Source organism: Amycolatopsis mongoliensis, from assembly GCF_030285665.1.
GTDB classification, from domain to species: domain Bacteria; phylum Actinomycetota; class Actinomycetes; order Mycobacteriales; family Pseudonocardiaceae; genus Amycolatopsis; species Amycolatopsis mongoliensis.
In genome coordinates this window covers 2,436,141-2,452,058 of record NZ_CP127295.1, presented here as the reverse complement: position 1 = coordinate 2,452,058, position 15,918 = coordinate 2,436,141, and the positions used below count along the sequence as shown (strand labels likewise).

The following is a 15,918-nucleotide window of genomic DNA, read 5'->3' as shown; positions in this document are numbered from 1 at the left end:
CGGCCGGTCCGCGGCCCGTTATGGTCCGCGGGCATGAGAATGATCCTCAACACCGCGCACGTCTACATGATCCTCGGCGTGGTGAGCGGCCTGTACTACCGCGAACTGACCAAGGCGAACGACTTCACCGGCGAAACCCAGCTCTCGACCGTCCACACCCACCTGCTCGCGCTGGGGATGGTGTTCTTCCTCATCGTGCTGGCCCTGGAGAAGCTGTTCGCGCTGACGTCCCACCGGCTGTTCCGCTGGTTCTTCTGGATCTACAACGCCGGGCTCACCGTCACCGTTGGCATGATGACGCTGCACGGCACCCTGACCGTGCTCGGCCACGAGAGCGGTGCCGCCATCGCCGGGATCGCCGGCCTCGGTCACATCCTGCTGACGGCAGGGCTGATCCTGCTGTTCATCACCCTCACCAAGCTGATCCCCGCCAAGTCGAAGGCCGATCAGCCCAGCGCGCCGTAGCCGCGGACGAACGCCGTGAGGAGCCGGCCGAAGTTCGCGCGGTCCTCCTCCGGCCAGTCCGCCATGACCTCGGCGAACACCGAGCGGCGGAAGGCGTGCAGCTCGTCCAGGTGCGCGTGGCCGGCCTCGGTCGGCACGAGCACCGCACGCCGTCCGTCGCGCTGGTCGGCTTCGCGGCGAAGCAGGCCCTGCTCGACCGCGCGCGCCACCAGCCGGCTGGCGCGCGGCTGGTCGACGCCCATCGCTGCGCTCAAGGCCGTCACCGTGCTGGGCTCGCCGCGTTCGGTGAGCTCTTCGACGACGTCGAGCAGCTCGTGCACCGGGTCGTGCGCGCCCTGGCCGCGGGCTTTGCCGATGCGGCTCAGCGCCCGCCGCTGCTGGCTGCGGCGGATCGCGATCATCGCGCGCTCGACGTCGGCCACCGCGTCCGTCATGGTTGCTCCACCTCCGAACTACATGTAACTTTACATGCAGTTGTTCATCGACATGTTCGGAGTCCTCATGAAACCCCTCGGCTGGTGGCTTCGCCACGTCCACGAGCTTCTCGAATCCTCCATGGCCCAGGCCCTCGGCGCCGAGTCGCTGAGCCGCCGGCATTGGCAGGTACTCAACACGATCGCCCGCGGCGCCCGCACGCCGGAGGAGGTCGACGCGGCGCTGGCGCCGTTCGTCGCCACCGAAGGACCGATGGCTCCCAGGATGGCCGATCTCCGGGCGCGCGGCTGGGTCGCCGAGAACGGCGAGCTCACCGAGGCCGGCCGCGAAGCCCACGCCCGCGTCGAGGAGCGCGTCGAAGCGTTCCGCACCGCGGTGACCGACGGCATCAGCGACGACGACTACCGCACGACGATCCGCACCCTGGAGCGCTGCGCGGCCAACCTCGAAGGTCGCTGAAGGAATATCGCGGAAGCCAGCGGCGTCAGGTATCGTAGTAGTTGAACTTTCAAGCACTGGAGCCGTCGATGACCCGCACCCCGGTCCTCTACCTCAGCCACGGAGCGCCGCCGCTCGCCGACGACACCACGTGGACCCGCCAGCTCGCCGCCTGGTCGGCCGACCTGCCGAAGCCCCGCGCGATCCTGGTCGTGTCGGCGCACTGGGAGGAGGCGCCGCTGACCATCGCGGCCACGACGACCGTGCCGCTCGTGTACGACTTCTGGGGCTTCCCCGAGCGCTACTACCAGGTGAAGTACGCGGCGCCGGGTGCGCCGGAGCTGGCGGAGAAGGTGCGGAAGCTGCTCCGCTCGACGGCCACACCGGTGCACGACGCGCCGGACCGCGGCCTCGACCACGGCGCCTACGTGCCGCTCGTCGAGATGTACCCGGACGCCGACGTCCCGGTGCTGCAGGTTTCGATGCCCTCGCTCGACCCGCAGGAGCTGTTCGACCTCGGCCGCAAGCTCGCGCCGCTGCGCGACGAAGGCGTGCTGATCATCGGCAGCGGCTTCTTCACCCACAACCTGAGCGGCATGGCCCGCGCCACCGACGGGACGCCGCCCGTGTGGTCGGCCGAGTTCGACCACTGGGGCGACGAGGTGGTGCGGGCCGGCGACGTCGACGCGCTGCTCGACTTCCGGCACAAGGCGCCGGCGGCAACGCTCGCGCACCCGCGGATCGAGCACTTCGCGCCGCTGTTCGTCTCCCTCGGCGCGACCGCGGAGGAGAAGTCCGGCCGCACGGTGATCGACGGGTTCTGGCACGGCCTGGCGAAGCGGTCGCTGCAGTTCTCCTGACCTTCCCCGGAAACACGAACGAGCCCCAAGAGCCGGATGCGGCTCTTGGGGCTCGTCCTCTCCAGGGAAGGAGAGCTTTCTTCGATCGTCAGGCACTCCGTGCGAGGAGACCTCGCGGCGCGGTGGAGCGCCTGCCGGGGCTTGCGGGGCCGGGCGGGCTCTGGCTGAACCCGCCCGGCGTCACCGAACTACTTGCGCTTGACCAGACCCAGCAGCTTCGCGAGGAAGCCGGTCGAGTCGAGGCCCGACATCGCCGGAACCTGCGCGGCCGGGGCCGCGCTGTCCAGCACCGGCAGCTTCGCGTTCACCGGCAGGGCCGGGGCGGCGGGCAGCGCGGCCGGGGCGGCCGGCAGCGCCGGGGTCACCGGGAGGGCGACCGGCAGAGCCGGGACGCCACCCAGGGCCGGCAGGGCCGGCAGCGCCACGGGCAGGCCCGCGGTCGGCAGGTCCGCACGCTCGGTGCCGGGCAGGGCGCCCAGCGTCGGCAGCGCGATCGGCAGGCCGGCGGTCGGCAGGTCCGCACGCTCGGTGCCGTGACCCGGCAGGGCACCACCCAGCGCCGACAGGCCGGTCACCGCGGGCAGCGCCGAGGTGTTCGGCAGGGTCGGCTTCGGCAGCGCCGGGACGCCACCGGCGGCCGGCAGGTGCGCCAGCTGCGACAGCCCGGCCAGCGGGTTGCCCATCTGCGGCACGTCGGCGCGCTGCGCCGGGACGGCCATCGGCAGCGCGGGCAGGCCCGCGGTGGGCAGCCCCGCCGTCGGCAGGCCGCTGGCGAGCCCGGTCAGCGAAGGCAGCTCGCCGGCACCCAGCTCCGAACCCTCGACCGGGTTCGCGATCGTGTCGGCCGCGTCGGTGGCTTCCCCGTCGATGCTCGTCATGTCCGTCGCGTCCGCGGTGGCCACCCCGAGCAGCTCGAGGGGCACGCCGAAGATCTGCACCGGCGCCACGATGTCGTGGTAGAAGTTGTACCCCGACAGGCTCGACCCGTCACCCTCGGTGGTCGGCTCGCCACCGTTCTGCGTGGTCAGCGTGTTGTCGCCGACGGCGTGCGCGACGCCGCCCACGGTCACCGCGTCGCCGAACAGCTGCGCGATCGCCGTGGCCGGGATGTCGAGGATGTTGCCGGAGATGGCGCCCTCGACACCCGAGGTGGTGTCGTCGCCCGCGTTCTGCACGGACGTCGTGTTGATCCCGGTGCCGCTGGCGACACCCGCCGCGCTGACGGCGTCACCGAAGACCTGCGCCACCGGCAGCGCGTCGGCGCCGATGATGTTGCCGGCCACGCTGCCGCGGTCACCGTTGGTGGTGGCGTCGCCACCGGCCTGCGACGTGGTGTCGCTCGTGCCCAGGCCGTGGCCCAGGGCCGCACCCGCGACACCGTCGCTGAACAGCTGCGCGACACCCGCGATCGGGGCCTTCACGATGTTGCCGGCCAGCGCACCGTCCTGCCCGTCGGTGAGGGCGTCGCCGCCCGCCGAGGAGTCGGTGATGTTGTCGTTCTCACCGGTGCCGATGCCCGCGAGGGCGGCACCGCTGCCGGCGGCCAGCACCGGGAACGAGACCGGGGCCTCGATGATGTTGCCGGCGCCGGCGCCCGCGGGGCCGTTCGCCGTGACGTCGCCGCCCGCGTTGGACGTCGTGTCGGTCGAGCCCTTGCCGTGGCCCTGGCCGACGAACGCGCCACCGATGTTGGCGACCTGCACCGGCAGCGACGCCGGCACGGTGCCCAGGTTCGAGCTCAGGAAGCCGTTGTCGTCGTGGGTGCTGCCACCGCCGCCACCGGAGACGACCTTGGTCTCGTCGGCCGAGCCGGAGCCCTGGCCGATGAACGAGCCACCCACGCCGAAGACCTCGGCGGGCAGGCCGACCGGCACCTGGACGACGTTGCCCGAGCCGGACGAGTCGTTGCCCTGCGTGCCGTCGTAGTTCCCGGCGGTGACCGTCTTGTCCTCGGTCGCGGTGCCGGACGCGTTGCCGATGTGGCTGCCGCCGATACCGAAGACCTCGGGCGCGCCCGCGGCCTGGGTGTTGATGATGTTGCCACCCAGGACCGAGTCGTTGCCCTTGGTGTAGCTGCCGTCGCCGGCGTTGGCGTCGGTGGTGTTGTCGTGCGCCGCGTTCGCCTGGCCGATGTAGGTGCCACCGATGCCGAAGGCCTCGACCGGCAGCGCGACCGACGGGTTCAGGACGTTGCCCGACCCGCTCGCGTTGTCACCGGCGGTCTTGACGAAGCCACCCGAGTCGACAGTGCTGGAGGAGCTGCCGGCGTCGGGGATGCCCGCCGAGGCGTTGCCGATCCACGAGCCCGCGACACCCGCGACGTTCGCGATCGGGGACAGCGAGGCCGCCCCGCCGTTGCCGGACAGGAACGAGTCGTTGCCGCTCGTCTCGAGGTAGGTCGGGATGCCGAGGCTGCCCTCGCGCGTGTCCCCGGCCGTGGCGTCGGCGGAGGTGTTGCAGCCGTCGGAGTTCGACAGCGAGCCCCACACGGCGCCCGAGTTGCAGTTGAACTTGACCGGCAGGGCGATCGGCGCGCCGACCACGTTGCCCGACCCGGCACTGTTGTCACCGGAGCTCAGCAGCGAGCCGCCGGAGGTCGCGACGGTGTCGGCGGAGTAGCCGTGGCTCTGCCCGTTGCCGAGCAGGTACGAAGCGGCGTTGCCGGTCACCTGCACCGGGGTGGCGAGCTGGCCCGCGACCACGTTGCCGGAGAGGGCCGAGCCGTCGCCGTTGGTGTCGACGTTCCCGGTCTCGGTGGCGCTCTGGCTGGCCGACCCACCGGTCACGCGGCCGGTGCCGCCGGCGACGCCGCCGCCGTTCCCGGCGATCTGCACGGGGAGCGCCCAGTCGAGGGCGACCGCGTTGCCCGCGAGGCTGGAGTCCTCACCGGTCGTCGCGATGTCCTGGTTGTGGTCCCAGGTCTGCGTGTGGTCGCCGCCCTGGACGTTCGCGTCGCCGATCACGCCGACCGCGTTGTCCACGATCTGGATCGGGACGACGACGTCGCCGGTGACCTTGTTGCCCTTGAGGTTGTTGTGCCCCGGGGTGAAGGCGCCCGCGCCGTCGGCCTTGGTGGCACCGCCGAGGGTGCTCTGGCTGATCGGGCTCGCCTCGTCGAGCTGCTTGGCAGCCTCGTTCGCGGCGTTGGTGACCGGCTTGGTGCTCAGCTCCGTCTGCCCGGCGGGCAGGTCCAGCTGGCCGAAGGGGGTGCCGACCGCGTTGTTGGCTTCCTGGATGGGAGCCGTGACGTTCAGGTCGAGCGGGGAGGCCGGGGCGTCAGGGTTGACGTTCTCGTCAGCCGAGGCGATGCCGGTACCCAGCATCAGCAACCCACCCGTGACAAGTGCGGTCTGGAGTCCGCGCTTTGCCCACGTCTGCATGGGGTTTTTCTCCTTTATTTCGGGTTCCCTTGCGGGCTTATGGGGGTGCGCTCGTCGAAGTCGAAACGGGGTCCGAGACGCACCGAGGGGGAAGGAACTTCTTGCGGGCGCAAAAAAGCGCACCGCCGTGTCACGGGAATCTCGCGGACGCAGGCGCCGTCAGATGAAGACGGACTTGGGCGCGTCAGCTACCCGTGAAGGGAGGTGTTCAGTCAGGAGTGACACCGGGCTGCTCGCCCGGGGTGCGCGCCGTCTGGCGCAGGCCGGCGCGGCTCATCGCCGCGACGGCGGTGTCGACGGCTTCGGTCGTCCAGAAGGGGACGCCTAAGTTGAGGCCGTCGAGGTGTCCACCGGGGGCCGTGGTGCCACCCGGGGCGGTGGGGACGGACGGTGCGGCCGGAAGCTGCACCGGAACCAGCGGCGACGGCAGATCACGGTGCTTGTCGCGGGACTCGCCCGCGGCACCGCTGCCGTTGTCGTGCTGGAAACCCGTCGGCATCGCGAGCAGGGCTCGCAGCGCGGCGGGGAGCTGGACGGTCGAGACGGCGACCGTGTCCGTGGTCTGGCCGGCGCCGGTGGTCACCGGCTCCTGCTCGACCGGGGCGAGCCCCGGGAGCGACGGAACCAGGTTGCCGTGGCCGGCCGGGTCGAGCAGCTGCAGCACGTCGTGCGCCGGCTCGGGGGTGAAGGTCTGCTCGAGAACCTGGCGGGTGTCCTGCGGCTCGCGGACGATGTGCTCGACCGCGCCGAGGGTGCGGCTCGCCGGGCTCACGACGGCATCCTCGGCGAGGTCCGAAACCGAGTCGCTGACGCGCTCGGAGACCTCGTGCCCGAGGACGCGGGCGCACGGCGCGCTCCACGCGGTGGCGTCCTGGTGGCAGCTCGAGTCGGCGACATCGCCGGCCGCGGTCGCCGCACCGGTGTTCACGTCGCCGAGGCTGCCGCTCGCGGCGTCGGTGATCGGGGCGGTGCCCACCTCGACGGTGTCCGCGGAAGCGGTCGCACCGGAGACGAGCCACGCGGCGGCGGTGCCGGCCACGGCACCCCCGAGGACGAGCAGCGCACGCGACACGAGACGGCGGGTGCGCTTGGCGCCCTGCCCCTCGTTCGTCGCGGTCTTCGCCACTCGTCTTCTCCTCGTGCTGAGTCGTGCTGGGTCTGTGATCAATCGGCAACATTGCGTTGCGGAAGCGACCTAACCAAATCCGCGGCCGGGTGCGCACCCTCGACACGACTTGATGCCCCCATCGTGTGAACAACACACTGTGTAGCCCGGTCTCACGACCAGTGATCACCGCTGGCCCCGATCGGTGTCGGGCGCGGCGGCGCGAAAGCGGCCGAATCGGACGGTCCAGCCAGTACGGTGTGGCAGTGAGCCACGCGCGACGCGAAGACCCGTTCCTGCCGGAGCACGAGGACATCACCGGACTGATCCCCCGGGGCCTGCGCATCAGCGCGGCGCTCGCGTGGCGGTTCATCGTGGTGGTCGCCGCGCTGTACGCCGTGGTGTGGGTGATCGGTTACCTGTCCGTCGTCATCATCCCGCTGTCCATCGCCCTGCTGCTGTCCGCGCTGCTCGCGCCGGCGGTGCAGAAGCTGGTGGCGGTCAAGTTCCCCCGCGGCCTGGCGACGGCGATCGTGCTGATCGCCGGGCTGGCCGTGCTGGGCGGGCTGCTGACGTTCGTCATCACCCAGTTCTCCTCGGGCCTCCCGCAGCTGCAGAAACAGCTCAACGACAGCCTCGACCAGATCAAGAACTGGCTGCTCAACGGCCCGCCGCACCTGCGCCAGGAGCAGATCCAGGACTTCATCAACCAGGCGATCGGCTTCATCCAGAACAACCAGGCGTCCATCACGACGACCGCGCTGACGACGGCGAGCACCGTCGGCGAGATCCTCACCGGGTTCCTGCTGACGCTGTTCATCACGATCTTCTTCCTCAGCGGCGGCGAAGGCATCTGGACGTTCCTGGTCCGCGCCGTGCCCGGGCGGGTCCGCAACCGCGTGGACGTCGCCGGGCGCCGCGGGTTCGCGTCGCTCGTCAGCTACGTGCGCGCGACCGCGGCGGTGGCCGTGGTCGACGCCGTCGGCATCGGCATCGGGCTGTGGATCATGGGCGTGCCGCTGGTGATCCCGCTGGCCACGCTGGTGTTCATCGGCGCGTTCATCCCGATCATCGGCGCCGTCATCACCGGCGGCGTCGCCGTCCTGGTCGCCCTGGTGACGAACGGCTTCATCGGCGCGGTGATCGTGCTGGCCATCGTGATCGGCGTGATGCAGCTGGAAAGCCACGTCCTGCAGCCGCTGCTGCTGGGCCGCGCGGTGAAGCTGCACCCGCTGGCCGTGGTCCTGGCCATCACCGCCGGCCTGGTGGCGGCCGGGATCCCCGGCGCGCTGCTGGCCGTACCGCTGCTGGCGGTGCTGAACGCCGGCGTCCGGTCGCTGCTGCACGAGACCAACCCGGACCCGGCCGAGGTGAACGTCCTGAAGGACCAGGCCGCGCAGCCGAACGACGCCGAACCCGGGGGGCCGAAGGCCGAAATCGCGACGGTCGGCGAGGAGCAAGCCGTCTCGTCACCGGCCGAGCCACCGAAGCGCGACGGCAAGTCGTGACCACCCGGCGGACGCCCGACCCGATCACGCCGATGTGGCGTGGCGTGCTCGCGTTCCGCGTGCTCACCTGGGCGTTCGCCTGCGGCACCGTGATCGTCCAGAGCGGGCACTACCAGCGCGAGTGGCTGGCCTGGACGATCCTCGGCGTCATGGCCGTGTGGTCGGTCGTCAGCAGCTTCCTCTACCTGCGCGAGCGGACGCGGCCGCCGGCGCTGGTCATCTTCGACCTCGTGCTCACCACCGCGCTGCTGCTGACCTCGCCGTGGGTCCTCAGCGACGCGCAGTTCGCCTTGAACGTCCCCCTCATCACGACGGTGTGGGCCGCCGTGCCGGCGGTCGCCGCCGGCGCGCGCTTCGGCGCGAGCGGCGGCGTGCTGGCCGGGCTGGTCCTCGGGGTGGCGACCGGGCTGGCGCGGGAGAAGTTCGACCTCGACGTCGCCCGCGACGGCGTCCTGCTCGCCGCGGCCGGGCTGCTGGTCGGCATGGCCGCGACGATGGGCCGGCGGTCCGCGGCGCGGCTGGAGCAGGCGCTGCGGAAGGAAGCGGCGACGGCCGAGCGGGAACGGCTGGCCCGGTCGATCCACGACAGCGTGCTGCAGGTGCTGGCCCGGGTCCGCAAGCGCGGCAACGAGGTCGGCGGTGAGGCGGCCGAGCTGGCGAAGCTGGCCGGCGAGCAGGAGATCGCGCTGCGGTCGCTGGTGACGACCGAACCGCTGACGCCGAACGAAAGCGGCACCGCGAGCCTGCGCGCCGCGCTGCAGCTGCTCGCGACGTCGTCGGTGCAGGTCTCGACCCCGGCGGACGACGTCGAGCTGCCGGCCCACGTCACCGACGAACTGGTCGCGGTAACCCGCGAAGCGCTCTCGAACGTGGAGAAGCACGCCGGGCCCGAAGCGCAGGCCTGGGTGCTGCTGGAGGACCTCGGGGGCGAGGTCGTGGTGAGCATCCGCGACGACGGACCGGGCATTCCGGACGGAGTTCTCGAGCGAGCGGCCGCGGACGGGCACCTCGGTGTGGTGGAATCCATCCGGGGGAGGGTGCGCGACCTCGGCGGGAGCGCGACCCTCGACACCGGGCCCGGCCGGGGCACCGAGTGGGAGGTCAGGGTGCCGAGCACGAGGGGTGCGAAGTGAGCGACGAGCGGATCTCGGTGATGGTGGTCGACGACCACCCGATCTGGCGCGACGGGGTGGCCCGCGACCTGACCGAGCACGGCTTCGACGTGCGGGCGACCGCGCCGGACGCCGCCGCGGCACTGCGGATCGCGCGCACCGTCCAGCCGGACGTCGTGCTGATGGACCTCAACCTCGGCACCACGTCCGGGGTGGACGCCACCCGCGAGATCACGTCGGCGCTGCCGTCGACGAAGGTGCTGGTGCTGTCCGCGAGCGGCGAGCACAAGGACGTCCTGGAGGCGGTGAAGGCCGGCGCGTCCGGCTACCTGGTCAAGTCGGCGTCCGCGGCGGAGCTGGTGGACGCGGTGCACCGGACCGCGGCCGGCGACCCCGTGTTCACCGCGGGCCTGGCCGGGCTGGTGCTCGGCGAGTACCGGCGGATGGCCGACGCGTCCGCCGGGGACGCCGCGGGCGCCGAGCCACCCCGGCTGACCGAGCGCGAGACCGACGTCCTGCGCCTGGTCGCGAAGGGGCTGACCGCGCGGCAGATCGCCGAGCGGCTCGTGCTGTCGCACCGCACGGTGGAGAACCACGTGCAGTCGACGCTGCGGAAGCTGCAGCTGCACAACCGCGTCGAGCTGGCCCGGTACGCGATCGAACACGGCCTCGACGAGGAGTAGCCCTCAGGGCAGCACCGCGAAGCCCGACCAGTCGCCCGTCGGCAGCGCCGCCTTGCCCATCCGCCACTGCGGTTCGCCCGGGTGCCAGGCGGCGAGGACGCCGTCGGCCAGCACGAGGTCGCCGTCCTCGGACCAGTCGAAACCGCCGCCACGCTCGAGGTGTTCGGAAACGAACGGCATCGCCGCGACGTGCTCCCAGTCCGGCCCGTCGAGGCGCAGCAGCCAGAGGTCGCGGGTCTGCGTGCTGGTGCCCCGGTAGGCGGGGTTGCCGAAGTCGAGGGCCCAGATGCCGCCGTCGCGGGAGGGCAGCACGGTGGGCGTCCGCCCGAACGCCGGCCGGCTGAGCTGCTGGCGGCTGTTGTCCCGCAGGTCGACGAGGGTGAGGTCGGTCAGGCCGTCGAGGAGCATCCGGTCGCCCGCGACGCCGAGGATGCGCGGCGCCTGCTGGACCGTGCGGCCGGTCTCCGGGTCGATCAGCGCGTCGGTCGACTCGGCGGCGTCGGCGTTGATGGTGATCAGCAGGCCGCGCGGGGTGCCGGCGCGGACCTGCGTGCGGCAGCTGGCTGGCTGGCCGTGGCCGAACTCGGCACCGGAGAGGGCGACGCGCTGCAGCCGGCAGCTGTCCGGCGTGTCCTGGCGGATCAGCCACACGCTCTCGCCGTCGGCGCCGGGGGCCACCGACCAGGCGCGGCCGAGGGAGCGCGGCGGACTCGCGGGGCCGGTGTAGACGAGGATGCCGAAGGGTTCGGTGCTCTGGGTGGCGGGCGGGTAGACCGTCAGGACGGCGTGCTTCCCGACCCGGAGCACGCTCAGCCCCAGGTCGCCGCCGGGATAGCCGGGCGGCGTGGCCGTGGTTCCGCGGTCGGCGTCGAACAGGGTGGGGCCGATGGTGGGCAGCAGCGCCGACACCCCGATCCCGCCGGTCGCCGGGACCCCGGTGAGCCCCTCCGGCAGGGCCGGCGGGGTGGTCGGCGGCGCACTCGTGGCACTCGCGCTCGGCGGCGGCGGGGCCTCTTCGCCGGTGCATCCGGACAGCAGGACCAGCGCCGCGCAGAAGGCGGCGCCGCGAAATACGGGTCCGTTCAGGGTTTTCCCCCGATCTCCCTGGTGAAATCCGGTTCTACCATCGTGGGCATGGGCGAGGAAGAGACCGCGGCGGCGGAACCGGTGACCGAAACCAAGCCGTTGAGCGAGCGCGATCTTCGGGTGTCCGACGACGAGCGCGAGCACGTCGTCGGGGTGCTGCAGAAGGCGATCGGCCGCGGGATGATCGACCTCGACGAGTTCACCGAGCGCACCGACCGCGCGCTGGCGTCCCGGACGCGCGGCGAGCTGAACGCGGTGCTGGCCGACCTGGCCGGGCTCTACCACCCGGCGGCCGCGGTCGCCGGCGCGCCGTCGTACGCGCCTCCGGCGGGCTACAGCGGCGGCTACGCGCCCGGACGGCGCTTCGAGCTCAACGCGAAGTATTCGTCGCTGGTCCGCAGCGGGCCGTGGGTGGTGCCGCCCGAGATGGTCGTGCGGAACAAGTATGGCTCGACGAAGCTCGACTTCACCGAGGCCCAGGTGCAGTCGCCGGTGGTGCACATCGAGCTGGACGCCAAGTGGGGTTCGGTCGAGGTGATCATCCCGGAGCACGCGGCGGTCGACGTCAACGCGATCACCGACGTCAAGTTCGGCTCGCTGGAGGACAAGACGCACAGCAACGGGCACATGGGGAACCCGCGCTTCGTGCTGAGCGGCCGGGTCCACGGCGGTTCGCTGGTCATCCGGCACCCGCGGCGCGGGTTGTTCGGCTAGCCGGGGCCCCTCTGCCCCCGGCGTCAAGAAGGCCTCCCCATCCAGGCATCGGGTGGGGAGGCCTTCGCGCTGGTCAGGCGGCCCGGAGGTTCCTCGCGACGAACCAGACGAGCACGGCGAACGCGGCGGCGGCGAGCCCGGCGACGGCGTGCAGCCCGCTGGGGAGGCCGTGCGCGCGGACGACGGCGTTGCCCAGGGTCCCGACGGTCGCGATGCCGAAGGCGTAGCCGAACTCGTTGACGGTCTGGGCCAGCGACGCGGCGGCGCCCGCCTTGCGCTGCGGCACCGAGCCGACGACGAGATCGGTCCCGAGCGCGACCATCGGGCCGACGCCCAGCGACGTGACGGCGAACCCGAGCGCGGGCCAAGCCGGCCCGGCGGCGGGATCGACGACGGCGAGGATCGCCATGCCGGTCGCGGCGAGGGCGACGCCACCGGCGATCAGGACGTTCGCCTTGACCCGGCGCGCGAGGGCGGGCGCGGCGAGGAAGCTGACGGTGGAGGCGGCCATCCCGGGCAGGAGTCCCAAAGCGGCCCCGACCGGCGAGAGGTGCTGCGCGACCTGCAGGAACTGCGCGGTGAACAGCATCGTGGTGCCGCCGAGCATGCTGAACAGGAGCATCCCGCCGAGCGTGGTGCGGAAGGCCTTCGCGGTGAAGAGGCTGAAGTCGACCAGGGGGTCTCGCAGGGCGCGCTGCCGCTTCACGAAGACGTACCCGACGGCCAGGCCCGTGATCAGCGCCGCGGCCGGGACCGGGTGGACGCCGTCGCGAGCGAGTTCCTTGACGCCGTAGACGGCGGGCAGGATCGCGCCGAGCGACAGGCCGACGCTGGGCAGGTCGAGGCGGCCGGCGTGCTCGTCGCGGTATTCGGGCAGCAGCTTCGGGCCGATGACGAGCAGCAGCACCATGGCGGGCACGCCGAGGAGGAAGACCGAGCCCCACCAGAAGTGCTCGAGCAGGAAGCCGCCGACCATCGGGCCGATGATGGCGCCGACGGTGAAGCAGCCGGCCCAGATGCCGATGGCCTGGGCTCGTTGCTGCGGGTTCTGGAAGAGGGTCCCGATGAGTGCAAGCGTCGAAGGAGCGAGCGTCGCCCCGGCGATCCCCAGCACGGCCCGCGCGGCGATGAGCATCCCGGCGCTGGTGGAGAAGGCGGCGGCGACGGAGGCGACCCCGAAGGCGGCGGCCCCGATGAGCAGCAGCTTCCGCCGTCCGATCCGGTCGCCGAGGGTTCCCATGGTGACCATGAACCCGGCGACCATGAAGCCGTAGGTGTCCATGATCCACAGTTGTTCGGTGCCGTCGGCGTGCAGCCCGAGGGCGAGCTTCGGCAGCGCGAGAACGAGGACGAAGACGTCGAGCGAGACGAGCAGGGTGGGCAGGGCCAGCACGGCCAGGCCGATCCACTCCCGACGCCCGGCCCGCACGGTTCCGGCCGGGGCTTCGGCGGTGATGGTCATGGCGGCTCCCTCGGTTCGGTGGTGCTTTCACCACTTCGTCGAGCGGGTCGGCCCGGAATCGACAGCCGGCCGGATCTTTGCCGGGAAAGCCGTGAAGGCCGCCTTGGTCGGGAGGCGGCCTTCACGGCTACAGAGCGGGTTGTCCACACCCCTCGTGCACTGGGGACAACTCCGCGCATCCAGGCTCGCACAAGTCAGCACTGTCGGTGATGACCGATAGACTGAAAGTGGGGGGGCGCCCCTGGGAGCGGCGGATCGAGCCGAGACGGGCGGGCGCCACCTGTGTCGCGCCCGCCGGCTCCCGTCAGGGGCGAGCTGCCGCGCGGGCCGCTGCCGGGTCCGACGTCGCCAACGCCGCCTCCGCCAGCGCCTCGCACTCCGCCAGCGTCACCGTCGCCAGGCTCGCCCCTACCGTGCGGATCGCCGGGGCGTTCATCGACAGGCTCGTCAGGCCCAGGCCCGCCAGGACCAGCGCCAGCCGCGGGTCCGCCGCCGCTTCGCCGCAGACACCCGCCGGTTTGCCCGTGGCCTTGGCCGCGTCGCCGATCAGCTTCAGCAGCCGCAGGAGACCCGGCTGCCACGGGTCGTTGAGCTTCGCCACCGCGCCGAGCTGGCGGTCCGCCGCGAAGGTGTACTGCGCCAGGTCGTTCGTGCCGACCGAGACGAAGTCGACGACGTCGAGGATCTCCCGGGCGCTCAGCGCCGCCGCCGGGATCTCGATCATCACGCCGGCCCGGGCGATGCCCGCCGCGCGGACGCGGTCGGCGAACCAGGCGGCCTCTTCCACCGTCGCGACCATCGGGGCCATCACCGAAACCTCGGCGCCGGAGTCCTCCGCCGCGCCCGCGATGGCTTCGAGCTGGCGGTCCAGCACCTCGGGGCGGTCGAACGCCACGCGCAGCCCGCGGACGCCGAGCGCCGGGTTCGGCTCGGCTTCCGGCGAGAGGAAGGCCAGCGGCTTGTCGGCGCCCGCGTCCAGGGTCCGCACGATCACCGGCTTGCCGCGGAACGGCGAGAGCACCGCCGTGTACGCCGCGCGCTGCTCGGCCACCGACGGTTCGTCCGAGGCGTCCAGGTAGCAGAACTCGGTGCGGAACAGGCCGACGCCCTCGGCGCCCGCGTCGGCCGCGGCCTGCGCGTCGGCCGGGGAGCCGACGTTGCCGTAGACCTTCACGCGGTGGCCGTCGGACGTCGCGCCCGTGCCATTCCACTCGGCCAGCTGCGCGACCGTCGCCGTGACGACCGGTGCCGACGGGTCGGCGACCTCGACCGTGCCCGCGTCACCGTCGACGGCGAGCGCCTCGGCGTCCAGCGCCAGCAGGCCGCGCACCGCGACGACGGCCGGGATGCCCAGTGCCCGCGCCAGGATCGCGGTATGGCTCGTCGGGCCGCCCTCTTCGGTGACCAGGGCGAGCACCTTCGCCGGGTCGAGGCCCGCGGTGTCGGCCGGGGCGAGGTCGCGCGCGACCAGCACGCTCGGCGACGCGAGCTCGGGCACCCCCGGCGGCGCGATGCCGAGCAGCTCGGCGACCAGCCGGTCGCGCACGTCGCGCACGTCGCGGACGCGCTCGGCCATGTACCCGCCCGCGGCGGCCAGCGCTTCGGCGAAGCCTTCGGCGGCCTGGTGGACGGCTCGCGCGGCGGGCAGCGCCTGCGTCTTCACCAGCTGTTCGGCCTGGGCCGCGAGCGCCGGGTCGGCCGCCATCGCGGCGGTGGTGATGAGGATCGTCGCGGCCTCGCCGGTGGCGGTCTCGGCCTGCTTCTCGAGCCGGGCGGCGACGATCGCGGCGGCGGGCGCGATCCGGGCGGCTTCGGCGGCGGGGTCGGCGGGGGCCGGGGTGGCGGCGGGCTCGCCGAGCGGCTCCGCGACACGGACGACGGGGCCACTCGCGCGGCCGGGGCTGACGGCGACCCCGGACAGGGAATCAGACATGGTCTAGACCATAGCTCAGATACGTCTGGATATCTCGTGGTGGCAGGCGCAAGCCTCGTCGGCGAACCTGTTCGAGCACCGGCCGGACCTCCTCGTGCCACCAGGCTTCGGCCAGTTCGCCGCGGCTGCGCACCGGCCGTCCGGCCAGCATACGGCGGAAACCCCAGGCCTCGGCCGAGTCGGCGAGCCGGAACCAGTCGGCCGGGTCGTCGAGCCACAGCCCGAGGCGGACGTCGTCCGGCAGCGGGACGCGCTCGAGGAACATCCGCTCGGCGGTCTTCGACGGCAGGTCCGCGAGCGTGAGGCAGCGCAGCGCGCAGGCGACCGTGCTGATCCACCGGACCCGCGCGCGGATCGTCCGGGCGCCGCGGGCGCGCGCGATGGCGACGCGGTGGTGACCGTCGTCGACGAAGAACATGTCGGACAGGCGCACGAGCCGCACCGGCGGGAGGTCGGCCGAGGTCCGCGTCAGACGGTCCCAACGGTCGCGCAGGGCCCGGTTGCGCGGCCGGAACTCGCGGTCGAAGTCGCCGGCGCGGGCGACGGTGCCGACGATGCCCTCCAGCGGGACGTCGTAGACGCCTTCGTCGACCTCGGTCTGCTTGCCGAGCGCCCGCAAGGTTTCCTCGAGCGGCATGATCGCGAGGTGGTCGGGCCGGCGCGCCTCCGCGATCGCCTTCAGCTGAGCGGCGTAGCCGCGCCACCAGGCCGAACCGAACGAATCGCCCATGTGAGGT

General features: G+C 72.5%; 14 protein-coding genes. 7 read left to right on the top strand and 7 right to left on the bottom strand.

Translation table 11 applies throughout. The features are described 5' to 3' along the window. Positions 1-33: 33 nt before the first annotated feature. Positions 34-465 carry a DUF2871 domain-containing protein gene (locus tag QRX60_RS11855; RefSeq protein WP_286000822.1) on the top strand — a complete coding sequence of 144 codons (432 nt, stop codon included), beginning with the start codon at positions 34-36 and terminating at the stop codon, positions 463-465. On the opposite strand, the gene QRX60_RS11850 is transcribed toward QRX60_RS11855, so the two are convergent. Continuing rightward, entirely contained in the window at positions 447-899 is a 453-nt protein-coding gene (locus QRX60_RS11850) for a MarR family winged helix-turn-helix transcriptional regulator (RefSeq protein WP_286000821.1), read from the bottom strand. The two genes, QRX60_RS11855 and QRX60_RS11850, sit on opposite strands and share 19 nt — an antisense overlap. A 67-nt stretch (positions 900-966) precedes the next feature. Between QRX60_RS11850 and QRX60_RS11845 the strand changes: the two genes are divergently transcribed. Both QRX60_RS11845 and QRX60_RS11840 read left to right on the top strand, forming a co-directional pair. Continuing rightward, positions 967-1,359 carry a MarR family winged helix-turn-helix transcriptional regulator gene (locus tag QRX60_RS11845; protein WP_286003563.1) on the top strand — a complete coding sequence of 131 codons (393 nt, stop codon included), beginning with the start codon at positions 967-969 and terminating at the stop codon, positions 1,357-1,359. 68 nt (positions 1,360-1,427) lie between these two features. Further along, the gene (locus tag QRX60_RS11840) at positions 1,428-2,198 is read left to right on the top strand and encodes a dioxygenase family protein (protein ID WP_286000820.1); all 771 of its coding nucleotides are present in this window, start codon (positions 1,428-1,430) and stop codon (positions 2,196-2,198) included. 188 nt (positions 2,199-2,386) lie between these two features. Here QRX60_RS11840 and QRX60_RS11835 read toward each other — a convergent pair whose 3' ends face one another. Together QRX60_RS11835 and QRX60_RS11830 are read right to left on the bottom strand one after the other, a co-directional pair. Continuing rightward, on the bottom strand, positions 2,387-5,578 hold the full coding sequence (locus QRX60_RS11835) for a beta strand repeat-containing protein (protein ID WP_286000819.1): 3,192 nt from the start codon (positions 5,576-5,578) through the stop codon (positions 2,387-2,389). Between the two features lie 208 nt (positions 5,579-5,786). Beyond that, entirely contained in the window at positions 5,787-6,704 is a 918-nt protein-coding gene (locus tag QRX60_RS11830; protein ID WP_286000818.1) for a hypothetical protein, read from the bottom strand. Positions 6,705-6,949: 245 nt separating this feature from the next. Between QRX60_RS11830 and QRX60_RS11825 the strand changes: the two genes are divergently transcribed. Genes QRX60_RS11825 through QRX60_RS11815 form a run of 3 tightly spaced genes read left to right on the top strand, consistent with a single transcriptional unit; the run spans position 6,950 to position 9,986 of the window. After that, positions 6,950-8,191, top strand: a complete 1,242-nt coding sequence (locus QRX60_RS11825) for an AI-2E family transporter (protein WP_286000817.1) — start codon at positions 6,950-6,952, stop codon at positions 8,189-8,191. Continuing rightward, a complete protein-coding gene (gene macS / locus QRX60_RS11820; RefSeq protein ID WP_286000816.1) occupies positions 8,188-9,324 on the top strand; it encodes a MacS family sensor histidine kinase in 1,137 nt (378 codons plus the stop codon). Before QRX60_RS11825 ends, macS begins: the two co-directional genes overlap by 4 nt. Before the next feature lie 20 nt (positions 9,325-9,344). After that, complete coding sequence (locus QRX60_RS11815; RefSeq protein ID WP_408630264.1) at positions 9,345-9,986, top strand: response regulator; 642 nt, start codon at positions 9,345-9,347, stop codon at positions 9,984-9,986. A gap of 3 nt (positions 9,987-9,989) precedes the next feature. On the opposite strand, the gene QRX60_RS11810 is transcribed toward QRX60_RS11815, so the two are convergent. Further along, a complete protein-coding gene (locus QRX60_RS11810; protein WP_286000814.1) occupies positions 9,990-10,895 on the bottom strand; it encodes a hypothetical protein in 906 nt (301 codons plus the stop codon). Positions 10,896-11,120: 225 nt separating this feature from the next. On the opposite strand from QRX60_RS11810, the gene QRX60_RS11805 reads away from it, so the two are divergent. Next, complete coding sequence (locus tag QRX60_RS11805) at positions 11,121-11,786, top strand: DUF1707 SHOCT-like domain-containing protein (protein ID WP_286000813.1); 666 nt, start codon at positions 11,121-11,123, stop codon at positions 11,784-11,786. Between the two features lie 73 nt (positions 11,787-11,859). Here QRX60_RS11805 and QRX60_RS11800 read toward each other — a convergent pair whose 3' ends face one another. The 3 genes from QRX60_RS11800 to QRX60_RS11790 form a co-directional block, all read right to left on the bottom strand. Beyond that, entirely contained in the window at positions 11,860-13,248 is a 1,389-nt protein-coding gene (locus QRX60_RS11800; RefSeq protein ID WP_286000812.1) for an MFS transporter, read from the bottom strand. Positions 13,249-13,552: 304 nt separating this feature from the next. After that, positions 13,553-15,181, bottom strand: coding sequence for a phosphoenolpyruvate--protein phosphotransferase (gene ptsP / locus QRX60_RS11795; protein WP_286000811.1), 1,629 nt, complete (start codon positions 15,179-15,181; stop codon positions 13,553-13,555). Further along, entirely contained in the window at positions 15,174-15,911 is a 738-nt protein-coding gene (locus QRX60_RS11790; protein ID WP_286000810.1) for a hypothetical protein, read from the bottom strand. Before QRX60_RS11790 ends, ptsP begins: the two co-directional genes overlap by 8 nt. Positions 15,912-15,918: the final 7 nt, after the last annotated feature.

What these genes read in the sequence shown, in the direction of transcription:
- ptsP (WP_286000811.1), bottom strand. Translation starts at nt 15,181, where the DNA reads ATGTCTGATTCCCTGTCCGGGGTCGCCGTCAGCCCCGGCCGCGCGAGT.
- QRX60_RS11840 (WP_286000820.1), top strand. Translation starts at nt 1,428, where the DNA reads ATGACCCGCACCCCGGTCCTCTACCTCAGCCACGGAGCGCCGCCGCTC.
- QRX60_RS11855 (WP_286000822.1), top strand. Translation starts at nt 34, where the DNA reads ATGAGAATGATCCTCAACACCGCGCACGTCTACATGATCCTCGGCGTG.
- QRX60_RS11790 (WP_286000810.1), bottom strand. Translation starts at nt 15,911, where the DNA reads ATGGGCGATTCGTTCGGTTCGGCCTGGTGGCGCGGCTACGCCGCTCAG.
- QRX60_RS11815 (WP_408630264.1), top strand. Translation starts at nt 9,345, where the DNA reads ATGGTGGTCGACGACCACCCGATCTGGCGCGACGGGGTGGCCCGCGAC.
- QRX60_RS11835 (WP_286000819.1), bottom strand. Translation starts at nt 5,578, where the DNA reads ATGCAGACGTGGGCAAAGCGCGGACTCCAGACCGCACTTGTCACGGGT.
- QRX60_RS11850 (WP_286000821.1), bottom strand. Translation starts at nt 899, where the DNA reads ATGACGGACGCGGTGGCCGACGTCGAGCGCGCGATGATCGCGATCCGC.
- QRX60_RS11805 (WP_286000813.1), top strand. Translation starts at nt 11,121, where the DNA reads ATGGGCGAGGAAGAGACCGCGGCGGCGGAACCGGTGACCGAAACCAAG.
- QRX60_RS11845 (WP_286003563.1), top strand. Translation starts at nt 967, where the DNA reads ATGAAACCCCTCGGCTGGTGGCTTCGCCACGTCCACGAGCTTCTCGAA.
- QRX60_RS11800 (WP_286000812.1), bottom strand. Translation starts at nt 13,248, where the DNA reads ATGACCATCACCGCCGAAGCCCCGGCCGGAACCGTGCGGGCCGGGCGT.